At 72.0% G+C, this 20,727-nt stretch carries 14 protein-coding genes and 1 riboswitch; of the genes, 7 read left to right on the top strand and 7 right to left on the bottom strand.

Features of this window, described 5'->3' with window-relative positions; genetic code table 11:
* Positions 1–4: 4 nt before the first annotated feature.
* The gene (locus tag ACZ4TO_RS19735; RefSeq protein ID WP_468024869.1) at positions 5–2,671 is read left to right on the top strand and encodes a hypothetical protein; all 2,667 of its coding nucleotides are present in this window, start codon (positions 5–7) and stop codon (positions 2,669–2,671) included.
* 429 nt (positions 2,672–3,100) lie between these two features.
* A complete protein-coding gene (locus ACZ4TO_RS19730) occupies positions 3,101–3,685 on the top strand; it encodes a flavodoxin family protein (RefSeq protein ID WP_385046076.1) in 585 nt (194 codons plus the stop codon).
* A 9-nt stretch (positions 3,686–3,694) separates the two neighbouring features.
* Here ACZ4TO_RS19730 and ACZ4TO_RS19725 read toward each other — a convergent pair whose 3' ends face one another.
* From ACZ4TO_RS19725 to ACZ4TO_RS19710, 4 genes are all read right to left on the bottom strand, one after another.
* Positions 3,695–4,738 carry an ABC transporter permease gene (locus ACZ4TO_RS19725; protein ID WP_468024868.1) on the bottom strand — a complete coding sequence of 348 codons (1,044 nt, stop codon included), beginning with the start codon at positions 4,736–4,738 and terminating at the stop codon, positions 3,695–3,697.
* The gene (locus ACZ4TO_RS19720) at positions 4,725–5,714 is read right to left on the bottom strand and encodes an ABC transporter ATP-binding protein (RefSeq protein WP_468024867.1); all 990 of its coding nucleotides are present in this window, start codon (positions 5,712–5,714) and stop codon (positions 4,725–4,727) included. Before ACZ4TO_RS19720 ends, ACZ4TO_RS19725 begins: the two co-directional genes overlap by 14 nt.
* Positions 5,715–5,745: 31 nt before the next feature.
* A complete protein-coding gene (locus ACZ4TO_RS19715) occupies positions 5,746–7,005 on the bottom strand; it encodes a LolA family protein (protein ID WP_382793896.1) in 1,260 nt (419 codons plus the stop codon).
* Between the two features lie 290 nt (positions 7,006–7,295).
* Complete coding sequence (locus ACZ4TO_RS19710; protein WP_468024866.1) at positions 7,296–8,333, bottom strand: CHRD domain-containing protein; 1,038 nt, start codon at positions 8,331–8,333, stop codon at positions 7,296–7,298.
* 251 nt (positions 8,334–8,584) lie between these two features.
* Between ACZ4TO_RS19710 and ACZ4TO_RS19705 the strand changes: the two genes are divergently transcribed.
* On the top strand, positions 8,585–9,160 hold the full coding sequence (locus ACZ4TO_RS19705) for a hypothetical protein (RefSeq protein ID WP_468024865.1): 576 nt from the start codon (positions 8,585–8,587) through the stop codon (positions 9,158–9,160).
* A gap of 109 nt (positions 9,161–9,269) precedes the next feature.
* Here the strand turns inward: ACZ4TO_RS19705 and ACZ4TO_RS19700 are convergent, their stop codons facing one another.
* Positions 9,270–10,280, bottom strand: a complete 1,011-nt coding sequence (locus tag ACZ4TO_RS19700; RefSeq protein WP_355761912.1) for a polyprenyl synthetase family protein — start codon at positions 10,278–10,280, stop codon at positions 9,270–9,272.
* Positions 10,281–10,712: 432 nt separating this feature from the next.
* Here ACZ4TO_RS19700 and ACZ4TO_RS19695 point away from each other — a divergent pair, with 432 nt between their 5' ends.
* Positions 10,713–12,710 (top strand): CocE/NonD family hydrolase, encoded by a 1,998-nt coding sequence (locus tag ACZ4TO_RS19695; protein WP_468024864.1) that lies wholly within the window; start codon positions 10,713–10,715, stop codon positions 12,708–12,710.
* Positions 12,711–13,224: 514 nt separating this feature from the next.
* A riboswitch (cyclic di-AMP (ydaO/yuaA leader) is annotated at positions 13,225–13,386 on the top strand.
* A gap of 4 nt (positions 13,387–13,390) precedes the next feature.
* Complete coding sequence (locus ACZ4TO_RS19690; protein WP_382793884.1) at positions 13,391–14,161, top strand: transglycosylase SLT domain-containing protein; 771 nt, start codon at positions 13,391–13,393, stop codon at positions 14,159–14,161.
* Between the two features lie 75 nt (positions 14,162–14,236).
* Here the strand turns inward: ACZ4TO_RS19690 and ACZ4TO_RS19685 are convergent, their stop codons facing one another.
* Complete coding sequence (locus tag ACZ4TO_RS19685) at positions 14,237–15,046, bottom strand: HAD family hydrolase (RefSeq protein WP_385046057.1); 810 nt, start codon at positions 15,044–15,046, stop codon at positions 14,237–14,239.
* Positions 15,047–15,850: 804 nt separating this feature from the next.
* Here ACZ4TO_RS19685 and fahA point away from each other — a divergent pair.
* Positions 15,851–17,080, top strand: a complete 1,230-nt coding sequence (fahA, locus tag ACZ4TO_RS19680; RefSeq protein WP_468024863.1) for a fumarylacetoacetase — start codon at positions 15,851–15,853, stop codon at positions 17,078–17,080.
* A gap of 493 nt (positions 17,081–17,573) precedes the next feature.
* Here fahA and recQ read toward each other — a convergent pair whose 3' ends face one another.
* On the bottom strand, positions 17,574–19,598 hold the full coding sequence (gene recQ / locus ACZ4TO_RS19675) for a DNA helicase RecQ (RefSeq protein ID WP_468025051.1): 2,025 nt from the start codon (positions 19,596–19,598) through the stop codon (positions 17,574–17,576).
* Between the two features lie 290 nt (positions 19,599–19,888).
* Between recQ and ACZ4TO_RS19670 the strand changes: the two genes are divergently transcribed.
* Entirely contained in the window at positions 19,889–20,671 is a 783-nt protein-coding gene (locus ACZ4TO_RS19670) for a hypothetical protein (protein WP_468024862.1), read from the top strand.
* The last annotated feature ends 56 nt before the right edge of the window (positions 20,672–20,727 follow it).

Here is a 20,727-nt window from a genome sequence, read left to right as displayed (position 1 = left end):
GCCAGTGGAGCAGGAACCGCTCGACCGCGGGAACGGGGGCCGTTCCGACCGGGCGGACGCCCGGCGCGACGCCCGGGAGAACGGCCGGGAGAACGCCGAGCCCGTCGTCATCACCGCGACCGACGTCGCGGGCAGCCGCTTCGTCTCGGGCACCGGCGCCGCGCCCGACCCCGGACGGCAGGCGGCCCTCGTCGCACAGGCGGAGAGCACCCTGCCGATGGTGGTGCGGAGCCTGTACGCGCCGCGGCTGACCTCCGTCGAGCTGCGGTCCGGCGCCGCCGGCGACCGCTTCTTCGCGCTCACCGACGACCGGGGCCGCGACCTCACCCTGCGTCTGGACGCCGTACCCCTCCCCTCCGGCACCGTCGCGCGGACCCACGTCAACACCACCTCCGACCAGCACGTCGTCCAGCTCTCCGACCGGATGGACCCGCGCCAGGTGGGCCGGGCCCTGAGTCACGAGGTCGGCGAACTGATCGCGGTGCGCGACCGGGCGACCCGTGCCGCCGCCGGTGACCCCGAGGTCGCGGGCGTCGCCCCGAACCGCCAGGACCTGCTGGCCCGCGGCGGGCTCGGCGGCGCGGACCGGCGGCTGAGCCTCACCGAGGAGGACCTCGGCCGGGTCGGCGAACTGAACCACCTGGCCGCCCGCATGAACGACGTCGCCCTCGACGCCGCCCAACGCGCCGAGTCCCGCAGCGAGTTGTCGGCCCTCATCGACCACGTCGGGCTGCGGCCGCAGGCCCCCGCCGACTCCGACCGCTTCACCCCCGAGCTCCGGGCCGCCGACATCCGCCGCGATGTCATCGACCCGCACCTGACCCCGACGGCGGCCGACGCCCTGCGCGAACTGGCCGTTCCCGTCGAGCGGTTGAGCGCAGCCGACGCCGGCGAACTGTGGGAGTTCCGGTCCCGGGCCGAGCACGCCCGGCCCCTCGGGGCCACCGTCGAGGCCCCTCCCCTGCCGGGGTTCCGGCCCGACGGCTCGCCGGTCCCCCGCGAGGAGCTCGCCGCGGCGGCGGCCCAGGCGGCCGACCGGCGCACCCGGGCCGGTGCCGCCACCCTGGAGCAGCTCCGCGCGGAGATCGCCGCGACCGGTGAGTGGCCCACCCGCCAGGTCGTCGTCGGCGGTGGCGCCAGCCTCGTCGGACGCGACCCCGGGGCCCTGCTCGTCGACGCCCGCGGCCGCTGGCACCTGGACCCCGGCCAGGGCATCGTCCAGTCCCCCGACCAGACGCGGGACATGCGCGCCAACGGGATGGGTGACGCCCACCAGTTCGCCGACCCGACCGCGCGGGTTCCGCGTGACGCCGTGCGCCTGTGGGAGGACCAGCTCGCCGTGCGCGGTCCGGTCGTCGACGGCACCGCGACCCTGGTCCCAGGCCAAGACGGCCATCTCTACGCGCACATCCGGCCCGGTGACGGGTCCCCCGACCTCTACGTGAAGGTCGAGGGAACGCCGACCGTGGCCACCGGGCTGCCGCCGGAGATGGTGCCGGGCGTCGACCGCCGGGACGCGGTGAATCTGCCGGAGGCCCTCGACGCCGTACGCGGACAACTGCCCGCCGGCTCGCCCGCGCACGCCCGGCTGACCGGGGAGGTCACCGCGGAGCGGGCGCTTCAGGTGCTGCGGGAGGAAGGGGTGCTGGACGGGCTGCGGTCGGGCGGCGGGGCGCGGGCCGCGCTCCAGACACTGGACGCGACCGCCCAGTGGGAGCGGGCGCGGGCCGCCGCGCCCGGACGCGTCTTCATCGGGGACGAGATCGCCGAGGGCAGGTTCGACGCGCGCGCCGCCGCGGCGGAGGGGGCCCCGAAGACGTGGCTCGTCGCGGGCGCCGGCGGCACCGGGGTCGCCAACGCCGAGATCATCCTGGAGGCCGACCCCGAGGCGCGGGTCACCATCTACGGGCCGAACCTTCCGCCGGCGCTGGAGAACCAGGTGCAGTTCACCGCGTTGCGGGAGCGGTTCGTGCGCGAGTACGGCGGGGACGGGCGGCTCACCATCGACATCCACCCCGACAACCGGGTCGGTGCCGTGCAGATGCACCTCGGGTCGGACGGGAGGCCGCGGTTCCGGGAGGGGCGGGTGGAGGCGGACGCGTATGTGGCGAGTCTCGGGCGGACGGCGCCGATGCCGGAGGCTCTTCGGGAGCTGGGTGAGCGGACGCGGGAGGGGGGTGGGCGGGTGCGGGGGGATTTGATGTTCGACCGTGACCGGCAGTACCTCGGGTACGGCGTCACCTTCGAGTCCGGGGGCGGGCAGCACCGGGTCGAGGTGACCGGTGCGGCCTCGCAGTTGCTGCCCCGGGACGTGTTCCCCCGTGACACCCAGGCCGCTCTGGGGGCCATGGCTGTCCGGCAGGTGCCTTCGCAGAGCGGCAACGCGGCGCCGGGGTTCGCTCCCGTGGCCGAGCAGGCGGCTCGGCTGGCGGAGGCGCGGGCGCGGGGTTCCGTGGAGCGGCACGCCTCGGTTCCGGAGAGCTGGCGCCGGCCGGCGGTGGCGGGCGCGACGGCCTCCGGCGGACCCGTGAACCCCGTCGCGAACGCGGCGCGGCTTCAGTCCGGCGGCGGGCGGTCCGCCTCCCCGGGCGGAGCCGTTCCCGGCGCGGGCATGCCCGGGCAGGTGCCTCGGGTCCAGCGGCCGCCGCAGCCGCCGCGGGCGGCCCGGTGACACCGGTGGGTGGGTCGGGGCCGTGCCGGTGCATCAGCCCGTCGCCGTCGGGTGAGGAGTGACCGTCGGTGGCGACGGCCATTGATGTACCGGCACGGCCCCTCGCGCCGGATCCCGGCTGCGGGTCCGCGTTCGCTGGGGTTCGGGCGTGTGTTTCAGCCCCGCCCGGCGAAAGTTCAGCCCCTCACGCCTGATCCCGTCTGCGGGTCCAGGGTCCAGACAGCCGCAGCCCCGTTCGGCGAAAGTTCAGCCCCTCCGGCGTTTGAGGAGCGGGGTCTGGGGCGGAGCCCCAGGTACGGGACGGGTAGGGGCGGAGGGGGCGAGACAAGCTTGGGGCGGGCCCGGTCATGGGGGGCGATGTGGACAGGTAGATGCGTGTGCATATATTGTTCGTGCAAGTGATAGAGGCGTCGCATCTCAGGGGGACCCATGAACCGCCGATTCCTGTTCGTGCTCGGCAGCAGCCGGGCCGACGGCAACACCGAGACCCTGGCCCGCAGGGCAGCCGACCAACTCCCCGCGGGCGTGGAGCAACACTGGCTGTCGCTCGCGGAGCACCCCCTCCCCGACTTCACGGACCTCCGCCGGGACGGCGACCACGTACGCCCACCCGCCGCCGGAACGGAGGGCACCCTGCTGGACGCCACCCTCGCCGCCACGGACATCGTGATCGCCTCCCCCCTGTACTGGTACTCGGTGTCAGCCCTGACCAAGCGCTACCTGGACCACTGGTCCGGCTGGCTCCGGACCCCCGGCGTCGACTTCAAGGCCACCCTGGCCGGCCGCACCCTCTGGGGCGTCACCGCGCTCGCGCACGAGGAGCCGGAGGTCGCCGACCCGCTGATCGGCACGCTGAACCACACGGCGGCGTACATGGGAATGCGCTTCGGCGGCGTCCTGCTCGGCAACGGCAGCCGACCGGGCGACGTACTGAACGACACCGCGGCACTGACCCGCGCGAAGACCTTCTTCGCCCAGGAGGCACCGCTCGCGCGCTTCCCCTACGAGGGGTGACGCGCCCGCTCAGGCGGTGATGTCCTTCGTCGTGAACCGCGCCCACGCGGCCGACCCGAACACGGCGACGTACAGGCCCTGGAGGCCGAGGTCGCGGACGAGGTCGTCCCAGTACACGGGGTCGCGCATGAGGTCGGCGAAGGACAGCCAGTAGTGGGAGAAGAAGTACGGCTGGAGTGCGTGGAGCTGGGGGATCTGGTCGAGGATCTGGACGGTGATCAGGAGGCCGACCGTTGTCGCCATGGCCGCGATGCCGCTGTTGGTGAGGGTGGAGACGAACAGGCCGAGCGCGGCCACCCCCGTCAATGACGCCGCCACGACCAGCGCGATGAGGAGCGCTCTGCCGAGCCCCTCGGCGAATCCGATGCGGGTCCCGGAGATCGTGGTCAGGTCGCCCAGCGGGAACAGCAGGGCACCCACCGCGAACGCCGAGACCGCCACCACCAGGGTCGCCACCAGGCAGAACGTCATCGTCGTCGCGTACTTCGTGAGCAGCAGCCGCGTACGGCCCGCGGGCGCGACCAGGAGATAGCGCAGGGTTCCGGCGTTGGCCTCGCCCGCGATCCCGTCGCCCGCGATGACACCGATCGCCATCGGCAGGAAGAACGGCAGGGTCGCGGCGAGCCCGGTGAACACCAGGAACAATCCGTTGTTGGTGATCTGCGCGATGAAGGCGGGGCCCTCGCCGCCACCACCGCCCGCGGCCGAGCCGCCCTTCGTCTCGATCCTGACGGCCACGCCGATGAGGATCGGCACCGCCGCGAGCACGCCGAGCAGCGCGATCGTGCGCCAGCGGCGGAAGGTGGTGACGAGTTCGTCGCGGAAGAGTCCGAGTGTCCACAGGGGGCGCAGGGGGCTGGGGTGGCGGATGGTCTCCCGTTCGGCTGTCGCTCCCCCGCGTGGCGTTGTACGGGGCGTCGGCGCCGTCGTGTCGTCGTCCGGCTTCGTCGGTGCCACTTCGTCGGCCTCCCGCTTCGCCTGGGGGGCAGTGGTTTCTTCCGTGTGCGCCTCCGGCGCGCCTTCCCGCTTCGGCAGACTCTCAGCCCGCGACATCGAAACCCTCCCCGGTCAGCGCCACGAACGCGTCCTCCAGCGAGGCCCGTTCCACTCCGAAGCCGCGGACCCGGACGCCCGCCATGACCAACGCCGCGTTCAGCTCGGCCGGTTCACCGGTGGGTGGTTCCGCGCTCACCCCCGTCTCGGTCACGACGAGATCCGTGACGCCCCGCTCCTTGAGGATCCGTGCCGCGTCCCCGGTGTCCGGTGTGGTCACCACCAGGCGGCCCCGGGCACCGGCCGCGAGGTCGGCCACCGGGCCCTGGACGAGGAGCCGTCCCTGGGCCATCACTGCCGCGTGGGTGCAGACCTGCTCGATCTCGTCGAGGAGGTGCGAGGAGAGGAAGACGGTCGTGCCGTCGGAGGCCAGCTCCCGGACCAGTGCCCGGATCTCGCGCATGCCCTGGGGGTCGAGACCGTTGGTCGGCTCGTCCAGGACGAGCAGCCGGCGGGGCTGGAGCAGCGCGGCCGCGAGTCCGAGCCGCTGTTTCATCCCCAGGGAGTAGGCCCTCGCCTTCCTCCCCGCCGCGCCGGTCAGTCCGACCCGGTCCAGCGCGGTCCCGACACGGGTCCGCCGGGTGCGGGGATCGGCGGTCGGGTCCGCGGCGTCGTACCGGAGGAGGTTGTCCCGCCCGGAGAGGAAGCCGTACAGGGCGGGGCCCTCGATCAAGGCCCCGACGTGCGGGAGCACGGCGCGCGCGGACCGGGGCATGGGCCGCCCCAGCACGCTCGCCGTGCCCGAGGTCGGCTCGATCAGGCCCATCAGCATGCGGATGGTGGTGGTCTTGCCCGAGCCGTTCGGGCCGAGGAAGCCGAAGACGCTGCCCGCCGGGACGGTCAGGTCCAGGCCGTCGACGGCGAGCTGTCCGCCGCGGTACCGCTTGCTCAGCGCGCGGGTCGCGATCACCGCGTCCTCGGCGGACGCGGCGACGGCGCGCGTCGGATCGGGCTCGTCGGCGGACAGCTCCTGCATGGGCTCCCTCGGTTCGGTTCGCCTGGTCGCTCTACTGGGCCGCGTCGGCCGCCTTCACCAGCGCGGCCTTGGTGACGGCACCGGCGTACACCTTGCCGTCGTCCGTGATCAGCGCGTTGACCAGGCGGGTCGAGAAGACCGTGCCCGAGCCGAACGTGCCCTTGACGTGGTCGCCGAGGGAGTTCAGGAAACCGTCGACGTCACTGTTGCCGGTCGAGCCGGACCCGCCGGACGGCATGCCCTTGCCACCGGTGTCGAGGACGAGGATCGCGTTCCAGCCCTCGCCGATGGTCTTCGAGCCGCCGAGGCCGTCGGGCGTGCCCTCGTGGCCCTTCGGCAGCGCCTTCTCGAAGTCCTTCGGCTCGCCGCCCTTCGCGCCCTTCGCGCCCTTCACGTCGTCGCCCTCGGTGACCTTCGCACCCTTCGGCGGGGTGAAGGCGAACGTCGAGGCGGCCGGCCGGGAGAAGTCGACCTGGGTGAAGCCCGCGTCGACGACGGCCGCGCCGCCGCTCGCCGGGGTCAGGGTGAACTTCAGCGGCAGCCCCGTCTTCGCGTCCACCGCGATGCTGATCGCGCCGACCGTGGTGCCGGACTGCCTCGGCTTGATCACCAGCTTGTAGGCGTCGCGGCCGGCGACGTGGGCGGTGCCGTCGACGGTCACGGAGGTCGTGTCGTCCACGGACTTGAGAACCTCGTCGGCGAAGTCCTTCGGGGTGGCCGGGACATCCCGCGGCGCCTTGCCCTTGGCACCCTCTCCGGCGTGCCCGGACTCGGCGGACGTCGAGTGGAAGACCTCGTTCGACTTGCTGTCGTACCCCCACACGTCCTTGCCGTTGTGGATGACGCTGTACTCGGCGGCGTTGTCCAGCAGGGAGACCTTGCCCCTGTCCGGGCCGTCGGCCGCGACCCGCAGGGTGTGCGTGCCCGAGGCCAGTTCGAGGAGCTTGGACTGCGGGTCGGCGGAGGAACCGTCGTGTCCCCCGGCCGCGCCGGACAGCAGGCCGCTCTCCAGACCGCCCAGGTCGGGCAGCCCCAGATCGGTGCTGATCTTGACGGTGCCGGACAGTCGCTGGACGTCCGACTGGGCGATCTTCTCGATGAGTTGCTGTGCGGTGACCTTCGGCAGGTCGGGGTCTCCGGAGTCGGCCAGCGCCGGGACGAGACCGATCGTCGCGGCCGCCACCCCCACCACCGCGACCGGAACGACGTACCGAGCGGCCTTGCGTCGCCCGGCGAGACTGTCGTCGGCCTCCTGGGCCCTCGCGCTGTCGTCGGATTCGTACGGTGCCATGTGTGCCTTACCTCCGTCGTCGGCGGCGGCCCTGCCCTCGTTTCCGCTCCACTCCTAAGCCGCCATTCTCACCCGGACCGGTGAGGAGTGGTGTTCTCCATCTGACCAAATACGCCGGATGCACGCGTCAACCCGGGGGCTCAACTCCGCGTAGTCCTGCGGTATGACGTGAGAGGGCGGTGCCTCCCCCGGACCCGTAGGGGTCGCTCGCGGGGGGAGGCACCGCCCTGGCGGCGTGTCGGCCGGTGCCCCGCCGGACCGGCCGGAGACCGGCCGGACCGGCGTTCGGCTCAGCTCTGCACGAACACGTAGTCCGCGTGGTAGGGAACGCCCACCACCGCGCCCGGCGCGCACGGGCCCGACGGGGCCACGCCGCCCACCGTGTTCAGGCGCAGGATCTCCTGCGTGCCCGCCAGCAGACCGTGCTCCCTGCCCGACTGCGTGGCCCTGAGGTCGAGCTCGGGGATGTTCGCCGCGCCGTTCGGGGTCTTCGCGATCAGTGCGCCGGTGACGGCGCTGCGGTCGGGCGCGATCCACTGCGGCGTACCGGAGTTGGGCTTCACGAACGAGTGAGCGATGTGGCCGCCGAGCCGTGCGGAGACATCACGCTGGGCGAAGGCGTAGCCACCGCCGCCGTCCGGCTTGCACTCGTAGATCTGCTCGCCCTCGACCACGGACGCCTGGAAGTTGTGCAGGGCGTCGCGGAAGTCGAAGGTGCCCGTCACCTTGTGGAGCTGTCCGCGGACCGCTCCGCCGGGGAACCTCGTGGTGTGCAGGTTGGCGTAGAACGAACCGGGGTCGGTCTTCAGCGTGTCGAGCAGGTCCGGATCCTCGACCTTCACGGTTCCGACGGCGCTGTGGCCCTTGATCCGGCCGAGCAGTCCACTGAAGTCGATCTTCACGCCGCCGTTCGCCCCCTTCGCGCCCTGGTGGATGTGGAGCTGGGTGGGCCGGCCGGTACCGCGCCATTTCACGGCGACGGACACCTTGTCGCCCTCGACCTTGATGAACTCCAGCGCCGCGCCGTCCGGGTCGCCGACGGCGGGGCCGCCCTCGACGGGCACCTCGGCGGCACCGCGCAGGCTCGCGGCGAGGACGGTGCCTCCGCTGCCGCCCATGACCGCGTGACTGGTCACCGCCGTCCCCGCGTCGCTCCCGGAGTGGTGCGCCCCGCCGCTCCGGCTTCCGCTCGTGCTCCCGGAGTGCGCGCCGTGGTCGGCGGCGGCCGCCGGGACGACGGCGGCGGCGACTCCGGCCGCGGCGGCCATCGCGACGCCGCTCAGGATCAGGCTCTGGCGACGCGTCGTGCGCATGGCGTTCGATCCCATGATTCCGTTTTCTCCCCGTAACCCGGCCGACGCCCCCTGCGTCAGCTTCCGCGTGGAATTACGGACCCGGTCCGGCCCGGACTCACCCTCGCCCTGTGGCGCCGGTCACATCACTCCGAATCGCTCAGAAGCGGTCAAATATGGCGAGAAATATGGCGACTATTCGAGCAGAAATCGGCTCGAATCCGTACCTACGGGTGGCAGCGACCGGAGCGTCCAGTACTCCGGGATCACAGGATCGAGGGATCGCCATGGTTGCCATCAGGCATGTCACGGGATACGCCGCCACGGGCGCCGCCGTCCTGGCGCTCACGCTCGCCGGATGCGGAGGGGGAGGCGGTGGCAGCGGCGGCAGCGGGACCAGCACCCCGCAGAAGAGCGACTCCGCGCAGAGCGGCGGCTCGACGCCCAGCGCCGCCAAGGGGTCCGCGACGTCGACGCTGACCACCGCCAAGGTCGCGAAACTGGGCACGGTCGTGACCGACGACAAGGGGTACGTCCTCTACCGCTTCGACACGGACTCGGCGAACCCGACCAGGGTCAGTTGCTACGACACCTGCGCCGCTCTCTGGCCCGCGGCCACGACCACCGCCAAGAGCGCGGTGACCACGAAGGGCATCGACAAGAGCCTGGTCTCCACGGTGAAGCGCAACGACGGCACCACCCAGATCACCCTCGCGGGCTGGCCCCTGTACCGGTACGCCAAGGACGACGAGCCGAAAGAGCCGTACGGCCAGGGAGTGGACGGAACGTGGTGGGCCGTCACGCCGAGCGGAGCGAAGATCACCACACCGGTCGCGACGAACACCGGCGGCGGAGGCTACTGACGACCACCCCACGCACGGGCCGGTCCACGACCGGGCCCCCACGCCTCGGTCTCCCGGCCGGCCCGTGACCCGTAGCCCTGGCAGCGGCGACCGGTGACCCCGGGTCGGCTCAGCCGGCCCGGTGCACCACCGCGTCCACCAGCTCGACCAGCGCGGCCTTCGCGTCGCACTCGCGCAGCGGGGCCAGCGCGGCGCGCGCCTCCTCCGCGTAGCGCACGGTGTCCCGGCGCGCCTGCTCCAGCGCGGGGTGCTCCCGCAGCCGGGCCAGCGCCTCCGCGTGCCGCGCGTCGTCCGTCAGGTCGGATTCGAGCAGCTCGCACAGCGCGATGTCCTCGGCGAGGCCCAGCCGCTCGGCGCGCTCGCGCAGCCGCAGCACCGGCAGCGTGGCGATGCCCTCGCGCAGATCGGTCCCCGGCGTCTTGCCGGACTCGTGCGAGTCGGACGCGATGTCGAGGACGTCGTCCGCGAGCTGGAAGGCGACACCGAGGCGCTCGCCGTACTGCGTGAGCACGTCCACGACGGTCTCGTCGGCGCCCGACATCATCGCGCCGAACCGGCACGCGACCGCGACCAGCGAGCCGGTCTTGCCGCCGAGCACGTCGAGGTAGTGGTCGACCGGGTCGCGGCCGTCGCGCGGCCCCGCGGTCTCCAGGATCTGCCCGGTCACCAGCCGCTCGAACGCCTCGGCCTGGATCCGGACGGCCTCGGGCCCGAGGTCCGCCAGGATGTACGAGGCGCGGGCGAAGAGGAAGTCACCCGTGAGGACGGCCAGCGAGTTGCCCCAGCGCACGTTGGCGCTGTCCACGCCGCGCCGGACCTCGGCCTCGTCCATCACGTCGTCGTGGTACAGCGTGGCGAGGTGCGTCAGCTCGACGACCACGGCCGAGGGCACGACACCCGGCGCGTAGGGGTCGCCGAACTGGGCGGCGAGCATCACGAGCAGCGGCCTGAACCGCTTCCCGCCGGCCCGCACGAGGTGCTGGGCGGCTTCCGTGATGAACGGGACCTCGCTCTTGGTGGCTTCGAGCAAACCCTCCTCGACAGCCGCCAATCCGGCCTGGACATCGGCTTCGAGAGCCTGGTCCCGCACGCTCAGCCCGAACGGCCCGACGACGGTCACGAGAGGTTCTCCTGTCTGCTGACGATCACATGGCGAACTCGGTCGATCATTCGGTCGATGACACGGTTTGTCGATGTGTCGCTGCCATCACTCAAGTCAGCGTATCCGGTCACGTTTCGATCACCGCGAGCGCCCACCGTCCCCCGGCCCACTTCGCTCCGCCAGGAGGTATGCGGGAGTACACCCGGAAGGCACACGGGAAGCACCTGCGTGCCCCAACGACGGGTACCCCCGCTCACGGGCGCCACCCGATCACCGGCGGTATGTTCATGATCAGACGATGTGACCCGACTTGCGACGACATGCGGCGAAGCACCCGGAAGAGGCCACCGTGTCCCACAGCCGTGCCCGACCCGCGTACGGCCGGGACCCGACGGTCCCCGCCCTTCCGGCCGTGCCGCACGACGCGTTCCGTCCACCGAGGTGACACACATGCGCATCCGTACGTCCTTTCCCTACGAGACCACTCACGAGGACGTCCTCGTCCCTCTCTCGGACGGCACCCGTCTGTACGCCCGCATCTGGCGGCCGGTGACCGAGGAGCCCGTACCGGCGCTCCTGGAGTACGTCCCGTACCGCCTGACCGACTGGACGGCCCCGCGCGATCAGCAGCGCCACCCCTGGTACGCCGGGCACGGCTACGCCTCCGTCCGAGTGGACGTGCGCGGGCACGGCAATTCGGAGGGCGTGCCGGGCGACGAGGGGGCCCGGACCGAGACGGACGACGGGGTGGAGGTGGTCTCCTGGCTGGCCGGCCGGCCCTGGTGCAGCGGCCGGGTCGGCATGTTCGGGATCTCGTGGGGCGGCTTCAGCTCCCTCCGTGTCGCGGCCCGCGCGCCCGAGCCGCTCAAGGCTGTCGTCACGGTCTGCTCGACCGACGACCTCTATGACAACGAGACACACCACGCGGGAGGTTCCGTCCTCGCCGTCGACACGCACGCCCGGTCGGCCCGTCTGCTCGCCTTCGCCGCCCGTCCGCCGGACCCAGCGCACGTGGGCGAGGGGATGTGGCGGGACATGTGGGAGAAACGGCTGGAGGCGGTCAGCCCCCGCGCGCACACCTGGCTGGCCCACCAGACCCGGGACGCGTACTGGCGCGAGGGCGGCGTCCGCGAGGAGTACGGAGCCGTCCGCGCGGCGGTCCTCGCGGTCGGCGGCTGGCACGACCCGCACCGCGACACGGTGCTGCGCCTGGTGGAGAACCTGCCGCCGGATCGCGTACGAGGCATCATCGGCCCCTGGTCCCGCCAGTACCCGGACCGGGGCCTGCCGCCGGGACCGGCGATCGGCTTCCTCCAGGAGACGCTGCGCTGGTGGGACCACTGGCTCCGGGACGAGGACACGGACGCGCTCTCCGTCCCCCTTCTGCGCTCGTACGTGATGGACGCGCACCCTCCGGCGACCGTGTACGAGCGGATCCCGGGCCGATGGGTGGGCGACCCCGCCTGGCCCTCACCCTCGGTGACCCCGGTCGCGTACGCGCTCCAGGGCGCCCCGCTGCCGGTGCGCTCCCCGCAGCACACAGGGGTCGACGCGGGCCGGCTCTTCCCCTCGGGCGACGACGCCGACCTGCCGCCGGACCAGCGGGAGGAGGACGCCCGGTCGGCCTGCTTCGAGTTCGAGGTGACGGAGGAGATCTGGGTCCTGGGCCGCCCCCGGGTCACTCTGCGGCTGACGTCCGCGTCGCCCCGGGGCCAGGTGATCGCCCGGCTGTGCGACGTGGCCCCGGACGGGGCGTCCACGCTCGTCACCCGGGGCGTCCTGAACCTGTCGGCGCGCCGGGGCCCCGACCAGGCGGTTCCCTGGCGGCCGGGCGACACGGAGCACGTGGTCCTCGACCTGAACGCCATCGGCTACGCGTTCCCGGCGGGCCACCGCATCCGGCTGGGCGTCTCCTCCGCCTACTGGCCCTGGATCTGGCCGCAGCCGGGCTCGGAGGCCGGCTTCACCCTGGAGCCGGTCGGCAGCGTCCTCGAACTCCCGGTGCGGGCGAGGGAGTCGGACCCCTCGGTCGCCTTCGGAGAACCGGAGGAGGCCGAACCCCTCGGCGTGACCGTCTCGGCGCCCCTGGACGAGCCCCGCCCGCCCCGCCTGGTCCTGCGCGACGTGGCCGCCGGGACCTGGAGCGTGGAGGTGGACCCGGGGCGCGGCGGGACCCGGGTGTTCCCCGACGGCCTCGAATGCACGGAGGAGGCCCGGGAGACGTACACGATCGGCACGTCGGACCCGCTGTCCGCCCGCGCCCGTTCGGTGTGGTCGATCCGGCTCCACCGGCCCGAGCTGCCGTGGGACGCCCGCGTCGAGACGGTCTCCGCCATCGCCTGCGACGCCGAGGACTTCATCACGACCGACGAGCTCGTCTGCAGGAACGGCGACGAGGTCGTCTTCCACCGGACCTGGGAGAAGCGGATCCCGCGCACGGCCGGCTGACCGGGCCCGCCGGGACGGGAGTTGGCCGTCGACGGGGCGAACCCGGTTGGTATTGAGTCCACTTGACTGCGGGCGCCCGCCCCGGTCCGGCGTGCCGGCCTCCACCTGGGACCTGTCGCGTCGACCCGACGCGGCCCGCCGCCCCGCCGCTCCCTACTGTGTCCCGCGCCACAAATCCCGCCGCGCCAGGGGCCGCTCGACGCCTTTCGAGGGTCCCGGGAGCGCCCGCCGACGCAGGCACAATGTCCGAATTGGCCCCTCATGGAGCCTTGGTGCTCTTTGGTCTCGTGAGTTGGGTCACCGGCCAGACACCCCTCCGCCGGGCGCCCCTTATGGATCAACCCGTTTGCGAAAGGCAAGTTGAGGATCCAATTCCGACACAATCGGACTTTTTACCCTCGCCTTAACCAGGCCAAAGCGATCTTCGCGGTCAAATCTCGTCTTGTTTCGGACATGTGCTCTCGCATACGTTCTGGTCGACCCCGGGCGGATCGCCGAATCCTGCCGCCGCCCGGCAACCCATCGACCCACGCACGGCAGGAGCGGGGGAACCACAGGTAAGCCGCCGGTCCGGACACATCCGGAACGGCTTGGGGTGAAGCCGCGCCCAGAGCGCGGCCGGGCATCTCCCGCCCGAACCCGACAGCTCACCTCGCAGGCGTCGGAGAGGACATTTCGCCATGCCCGTACGAGCCAAGCACCGCCGTATGAAGACCAACGTCATCACCCGGGGCATGATCGCCGCCGGAACGGGTGGCATCGCCCTCGCCCTCCCCCTCGTGAGCGCGACCGGCGCCAGCGCCGCCACCCCGGCGCAGGCCCCCCAGGTGGCCAAGACCGCCCACACCGCGGTCGTCCCCAACGTGCAGCTCGTCACCTACAAGGTGGTCGCCGGCGACACCCTGTCCAAGGTGGCGAAGAAGTACCCCAAGAGCGGTGGCTGGAAGAAGCTGTACGCGGCGAACCGCGCGATCATCGGCGACAACCCCGCGATGATCCGTCCGGGCATGAAGCTCACCGTGGGCACGAAGACGCTGAAGTCGACGACCGTCCGCACCACGGCGAACGCGACCGCCGCCGTCGCCAAGTCCAAGACGACCACCGTCACCCAGGCCGTCGCCAAGACGTACACCAACAACCTCGACGGCTGGATCAAGGAATCCCTGGACGTCATGGCCAAGGCCGGCATCCCGGGCAGCTACGACGGCATCTACCGCAACGTGATGCGCGAGTCCTCCGGCAACCCCAACGCCATCAACAACTGGGACTCCAACGCCGCCGCGGGCATCCCCTCCAAGGGCCTGCTCCAGGTGATCGACCCCACGTTCCAGGCGTACCACGTCGCCGGCACGTCGTCGAACATCTACGACCCGGTCGCCAACATCACCGCGGCCTGCAACTACGCGGCCGACAAGTACGGCTCCATCGACAACGTCAACGGCGCCTACTGATCCACCCCGCACCACCCGCTTCACCCGCACCCGCCGACGGCGCCCTCCGGCCCGTCGGCGGGTGCGTCGGTGTCGCTAGAAGCCGAAGAGGCGCTCCAGGACGACCGCGATCCCGTCGTCCTCGTTCGACAAGGTGACCTCGTCGGCCACCGCCTTCAGTTCCGGGTGGGCGTTGGCCATCGCCACCCCCCGGGCCGCCCAGTCGAACATCGGGATGTCGTTGGGCATGTCACCGAAGGCGAGCGTCGCACCCGGCGTGAGCCCGAGATGCGCCGCGGCCAGAGCGAGGCCCGTCGCCTTGGTCACCCCGCATGGCTGGAGTTCGACGGTGCCCGGCCCGGACATGGTGACCGTCGCCAGCGAACCGACCACTCCCCGTGCCGCCGAGGCCAACTCGTCGTCCGACAAAGACGGGTGACGGAGCAACACCTTGCTGATCGGCTCCGCCCAGAGGTCGTCCCGACGCGGCACCCGCACGGCCGGCAGCGTCGGATGCGGCATGACGTACCCCGGCTCGATGAGCGTCAGCCCGTCCACGCCGTCCTGGTCGACCGCCGCGTACAGCAGCCCGACCTCCGCCTCGATCTTGCCGAGCGCCGTCTCCGCCAACTCCCTGTCCAGGGTCACCGACCACAGCATGCGGTCCGTGCCCGCGTCGTAGAGCTGCGCCCCCTGACCGCACACCGCCAGTCCCTCGCCGCCGAGTTCGTCGAGAAGTGGTCGCACGCGCGGTGCCGGTCGGCCCGTGACCACGAGATGCCGGGCACCTGCCCGGGTCACTTTCGCCAACGCGGCGCGTGTCCGGTCGGAGAGTGTGTCGTCGCCGCGCAGCAGCGTTCCGTCCAGGTCAGTGGCGATGAGTGAATATGCAGTCGGAGCGGCCATGATCCGAAGAATACGGATCGAACGACTCAACGGCCCGGCCTGAACCGGACGACGTCCGGTATCCCGTCAGCAACGCCGTTCACCGCACGGTGGTAAGCGCGTTGCGACCGCTTCGGATCACCGAGGCTCCGCTTCCGCCCACACTCACTTTCCCGCACAGGACCACCCACAACTCCCCAACACCCCTTCCATCAAGGCCCACTGGGACCGGCATGAGAGTCGCGTGTCACCAAGTCCGTTACGTGTCAGGTCTGTTGAGGAGAGGCACGACGAACTTCCTCATCCATGGATACGCACTCCAGGACCGTGCGCGGCATCCGCTCGACGTCACGGACAGCCGCCACGGGGCGCGGACCAGCGGGCGGGAGCGCGGGGCAGCGGACAGTCGCGGGCGGGGGCGCGGGCCGGGCGGACAAGAGCGGGCAGGGTCAGGCGCGAACGGGGCACGAGCGCACGCGAGCGGGACGAAGGCGCGGAGTGCGGCGAAAGGAGCGGTGGGGGGAGTGCGCGGCGCGAAGGGAAGGGGTGCAACGAGAGCGGGATGAGGGCGCGGTGCGAGGGGAAGGCGCGACGAGAGCGCGACGAGCACGGTCCAAAGCCCGGTGATGCGGCGCCTGTCGACCCGCTTCCGCCCACCGCGGCTCGCAGCCGCCAGCTCCACACCAGGCCAATTCGGACATTGCAACCCCTTTAGGCCCTGCCGTAGTGGGGACACTCCCCCGTAACGTGTGCTCCGACCACATCAAACGCGTGGAACGCATGGCTCACATGGCGAGTACGAATCCGAAAGCGAGGCACCTACCGATGCCCCCCTTCGATGTCCCCGAGGGCGATCCCTTCGGCCCGCACAACCTGCCGTACGGCGTGTTCTCCCTGACCGACCCGGCCGGCGACTCCGAACGACGCGTCGGCGTACGGCTCGGCGACCACGTGCTCGACGCCGGTGCCGCGGCCCGCTCACTCGGCTCCCCCTACGCCGGGCTGCTCGCACAGCCGACCCTCGACCCGCTGCTCGCCGCGGGCCGCACCGCCTGGTCCGACGTCCGGCGCGCGCTGACGGCCTGGGTGACCGTCCCGGCCCACCGGGAAACCCTCGCTCCCCATTTCCACCCTCTCTCCGACGTGACGCTGCACCTCCCGTTCACCGTCGCGGACTACGTGGACTTCTACGCCTCCGAGAACCACGCCCGGAACGTCGGCCAGATCTTCCGCCCCGACGCCGCCGACTCCCTCACGCCGAACTGGAAGCACCTGCCGATCGGCTATCACGGCCGCTCCGGCACGGTCGTGGTCTCCGGCACGGATGTCGTCCGCCCGTCGGGCCAGCGCAAGGCCCCCGCGGACACCGCCCCGGTCTTCGGCCCCTCGGTCCGCCTGGACATCGAGGCGGAGGTCGGCTTCGTGGTCGGCGCTCCCTCGGAACAGGGCCGGCCGGTGCCCCTGGGCGACTACCGCGACCACGTCTTCGGCCTCTGCCTGCTCAACGACTGGTCGGCGCGCGACGTCCAGGCCTGGGAGTACGTCCCGCTCGGCCCCTTCCTAGGCAAGTCCTTCGCCACGTCCGTGTCGGCGTGGATCACCCCGCTGGACGCCCTCGACGACGCCCTGGTGGCCCCGCCCGAGCGCACGCACCCCCTCCTCCCCTACCTCGACGACGCCTCCGAGGAACCGGGCGGCTACGACCTCCGGATCTCCGTGGCTATCAACGGCCACGTCGTCTCCGAACCCCCCTTCTCCACCATGTACTGGACGGCCGCCCAGCAACTGGCCCACATGACGGTCAACGGCGCCTCCCTGCGCACCGGTGACCTCTACGGCTCCGGAACGGTCAGCGGCCCCACCGAGGGCGAGCGCGGCTCGCTGCTCGAACTCACCTGGAACGGCCGCGACGCCCTCGAACTCCCCGACGGCAAGCGAACGTTCCTCGAGGACGGCGACGAGGTCACCCTGACGGCCTGGGCCCCGGGCCCGGGCGGAACCCGCGTCGGCCTCGGCGAGGTCCGGGGCCGCATCACGCCGGCTGTTTCCCTGTAGAGGTCGCTGAGAGAGCTCTGGGGAGAGGCCCCGGGAGGCCTCCTGAGGAGACGCCCGGGAGACGTCCGGGAGACGGCTTCGGGAGGCCTCTCCCGGAAGGAACCTCCGGCGGGAACGGGGTCCGTGTCACGGTGACCGGCGGCCTGGCCAGCGGCCCGGCTCGCATCCCGGTCGGCGTCCCGGTCGGCGGCCCGGCTGGCGTCCCGGCCGCGTCCGACCACCGTGCCCGGCGCAGGCCGGCTCGGCCCGGCACCGCCGGTGGAGACCACGGAGCCCGGCGGGCCCCAGCCGGAGTCGGCGGCCCGGCGGGGCCGAGCCGGGATCCGCGGCCCGGCGGCGGCCCAGCCGGGATCGGCGGCCCGGCGGAGTCAGCGGCACCCGGCAGGGTCGGCGGCACCCGGCAGTGGCAGCGACACCTGACGGAGTCTGCATTGCCCGGCCGGGCGTCTCCCCGCGTCCCCCGTCTCCCCGGTATCGGGCCCGCTAGGGCTCGCTACATCCAGTCCTCGGGCTCCGGCTCCTGGTCCAGCTCCGGCCAGTCCGGGTCCGGTCCCGGCGCTGCCGCCGGAGCCGCCGAGGCCAGGGCCGGGTCCGCCTCGGGTCTGGTGCCGGGCCCCGGAGCCGCGGGCGCACCGCCGGTCAGCGAGGCGAGCACCCCGATGACGCCCTCGCCGTACGTCGCCAGCTTCTTCTCGCCCACCCCGCTGATACCGCCCAGGTCCTTCACGGAGGTGGGCCACACCGTGGCGATCTCCCGCAGCGTGGCGTCATGGAAGATGACGTACGCCGGGACGCCCTGCTCACGCGCCTGCTCACCGCGCCAGGCACGCAGCGCCTCGAACGCGGGCACGAGCTCGGCGGGCAGTTCGGCCGCCGCCGCCTTGGCCTTGCGGTCTCCCTTGGGTGCCGACGACCGGGACACGGCCGGCTTCGGCGCCTCCTTGCGCAGCGGCACGTCCCGCTCGCGCCGCAGCACGGTCCCGCTCGCCTCGGTCAGCACCAGCGTGCCGTACTCGCCCTCGACCGCGATCAGCCCCTGGGAGAGCAACTGTCTTACGACGCCGCGCCATTCGGACTCGGCCAGTTCCTCGCCGATGCCGAAGACGGACAGTTGGTCGTGGTCGAACTGGATCACCTTGGCGGTCTTCCGCCCGAGCAGGATGTCGACGATCTGACCGGCGCCGAACTTCTGTCCCCGCTCGCGCTGGAGGCGCACCACCGTGGACAGCAGCTTCTGCGCCGCGACCGTGCCGTCCCAGGTCTCCGGGGGCGTCAGACAGGTGTCGCAGTTGCCGCAGGCCGGGGTGTCGGGGTCCTGGCCGAAGTAGGCGAGGAGCTGGGACCGCCGGCACTGGGCCGTCTCGCACAGGGCGAGCATCGCGTCCAGATGGGCAGCCGCCCGGCGTCTGAACGCCTCGTCGCCCTCCGATCCCTGGATCATCTTGCGCTGCTGGACAACGTCCTGAAGGCCGTAGGCCATCCAGGCCGTGGAGGGCAGTCCGTCACGGCCGGCGCGGCCCGTCTCCTGGTAGTAGCCCTCGACGGACTTCGGCAGGTCGAGGTGGGCGACGAACCGGACGTCCGGCTTGTCGATGCCCATGCCGAAGGCGATCGTGGCGACGACCACGAGGCCCTCCTCCCGCAGGAAGCGGGACTGGTGCGCGGCACGGGTGCCCGAGTCCAGGCCCGCGTGGTACGGCACGGCCTCGATGCCGTTGCGGGAGAGGAACTCGGCGGTCTTCTCGACCGAGTTGCGTGAGAGGCAGTACACGATGCCCGCGTCGCCCGCGTGCTCCTCGCGCAGGAAGGACAGCAACTGCTTCTTCGGATCCGCCTTGGGAACGATCCGGTACTGGATGTTGGGCCGGTCGAAGCTCGCCTCGAAGTGGCGGGCCGTGGGCATGCCCAGCCGCTGAGTGATCTCCTTGTGCGTCGCACGGGTGGCGGTGGCCGTCAGCGCGATGCGCGGGACGTCCGGCCAGCGTTCGCCGAGCAGCGAGAGCGCCAGATAGTCGGGACGGAAGTCGTGGCCCCACTGGGCGACACAGTGCGCCTCGTCGATCGCGAAAACGGAGATCTTCCCGCGGGACAGCAGATCCAGCGTGCTGTCGAGACGCAGTCGCTCGGGGGCCAGGTAGAGAAGGTCGAGCTCGCCGGCCAGGAACTCCGCCTCGACCACGCGCCGCTCGTCGAAGTCCTGCGTCGAGTTCATGAACCCGGCCCGCACGCCCAGCGCCCGCAGCGCGTCCACCTGGTCCTGCATGAGCGCGATGAGCGGGGAGACCACAACGCCCGTACCCGGTCTGACCAGGGAGGGGATTTGGTAGCAGAGGGACTTTCCGCCGCCGGTCGGCATCAGGACGACGGCGTCACCGCCCGCCACCACATGCTCGATGATCGCCTGCTGCTCGCCACGGAAGGCGTCGTACCCGAAGACCCTATGGAGGGCGGCCAGCGCCTCGCTCCCGCCCAGTGTCTCCGTCGCGTCCGCTTCGGTCATCACACCCGTCCCGCCCATCGTTCCGTCCCCCGTACGTCGCGCCTCGACCACTGCGTCCACGATAGGGGTCCGCGCCGACAGTCCGAGAGTTGTCCACAGGCTGCGAGGGGCCGGCTTCCCTACGTATCGGCGCCTGTCCCGTCTCACCCTGCTGCACGGCGCGCCCCGGCGGGGTTCAACCCGTTGGCCCCGCTTGCATGGCGGCGCTTCGGGGCCGAGGGCCATGCTGCTCGGGCGGGAGGAGGGGGCCCGCAGCCGACGGACCCGTGCAGTCCGTACGCCTCTCTCGTGTCTCTAGGAGCCTTCGCATGCCCCAGCGTCCCCTCAGGACCGTCATCACCCTCGTGACAGCCGCCACCGCGTCGCTCGCCCTGTCCGCCGGCCCCGCCCCGGCGGCGGAGGGCCCGATCGACCCGAAGGCCTTGCGCGATCTGGTCAAGGCATACCTCGCCAGCGTCAAGTACCTCGACGAGAAGGTCGCCCTCGCCGACGGATACGTGCCCCGCCAGTGCTCCTCGGACCCCGCGGGGCACGGCAGCATGGGCTACCACTACTTCAACGAGTCCCGCTACGGCTCGCTCGATCCGAGGAAGCCCTCGGCCCTGCTGTTCGAGGACGGCAAGGACGGAAAGCGCAGGCTCGCCGGGGTCGAGTGGATCGTGCTGGACTCCGACCAGAACATGAAGACCAGCAAGGACCGGCCGTCGATGTTCGGCGGGCAGAAGTTCGACGGTCCGATGCCGGGCCACTACCCGGGTATGCCGATCCACTACGACCTGCACGTCTGGCTGTGGAAGCAGAATCCCAACGGGCTGTTCGACCGCTGGAACCCCAGGGTGAAGTGCCCGCCCGCCCCTGCCCACACCGGCAAGACGGACACCGGCAAGACGGACACCGGCCACACGGGCATGACGGGCTCGGGCATGACGGGCACGGGCATGACGGGCACGGGCACGGGCAAAACGAGTACGGGGAAGACGAGCACGGGGAAGACGAGCACGGGCCACAGCGGCAAGACGCCCGGCGCCCACCACGGCTCGTCCGGCACGGCACACACCGGGTCCGCGGGCGCGGGCCGCACCGCCCACTGAGAACGGCTCGGGCCCCGCTCCCTCGAAGGGAGCGGGGCCCGAGCCGCGTGCGGAAC

The organism is Streptomyces sp. NPDC028298 (assembly GCF_055565895.1).
Note: the sequence above shows the minus strand (reverse complement) of the source record. Positions and strands in the feature narration are given on the sequence as shown.

What these genes read in the sequence shown, in the direction of transcription:
- fahA (WP_468024863.1), top strand. Translation starts at nt 15,851, where the DNA reads ATGCCCCCCTTCGATGTCCCCGAGGGCGATCCCTTCGGCCCGCACAAC.
- ACZ4TO_RS19670 (WP_468024862.1), top strand. Translation starts at nt 19,889, where the DNA reads ATGCCCCAGCGTCCCCTCAGGACCGTCATCACCCTCGTGACAGCCGCC.
- ACZ4TO_RS19695 (WP_468024864.1), top strand. Translation starts at nt 10,713, where the DNA reads ATGCGCATCCGTACGTCCTTTCCCTACGAGACCACTCACGAGGACGTC.
- recQ (WP_468025051.1), bottom strand. Translation starts at nt 19,598, where the DNA reads ATGGGCGGGACGGGTGTGATGACCGAAGCGGACGCGACGGAGACACTG.
- ACZ4TO_RS19720 (WP_468024867.1), bottom strand. Translation starts at nt 5,714, where the DNA reads ATGCAGGAGCTGTCCGCCGACGAGCCCGATCCGACGCGCGCCGTCGCC.
- ACZ4TO_RS19690 (WP_382793884.1), top strand. Translation starts at nt 13,391, where the DNA reads ATGCCCGTACGAGCCAAGCACCGCCGTATGAAGACCAACGTCATCACC.
- ACZ4TO_RS19715 (WP_382793896.1), bottom strand. Translation starts at nt 7,005, where the DNA reads ATGGCACCGTACGAATCCGACGACAGCGCGAGGGCCCAGGAGGCCGAC.
- ACZ4TO_RS19725 (WP_468024868.1), bottom strand. Translation starts at nt 4,738, where the DNA reads ATGTCGCGGGCTGAGAGTCTGCCGAAGCGGGAAGGCGCGCCGGAGGCG.
- ACZ4TO_RS19685 (WP_385046057.1), bottom strand. Translation starts at nt 15,046, where the DNA reads ATGGCCGCTCCGACTGCATATTCACTCATCGCCACTGACCTGGACGGA.
- ACZ4TO_RS19710 (WP_468024866.1), bottom strand. Translation starts at nt 8,333, where the DNA reads ATGGGATCGAACGCCATGCGCACGACGCGTCGCCAGAGCCTGATCCTG.
- ACZ4TO_RS19730 (WP_385046076.1), top strand. Translation starts at nt 3,101, where the DNA reads ATGAACCGCCGATTCCTGTTCGTGCTCGGCAGCAGCCGGGCCGACGGC.
- ACZ4TO_RS19705 (WP_468024865.1), top strand. Translation starts at nt 8,585, where the DNA reads ATGGTTGCCATCAGGCATGTCACGGGATACGCCGCCACGGGCGCCGCC.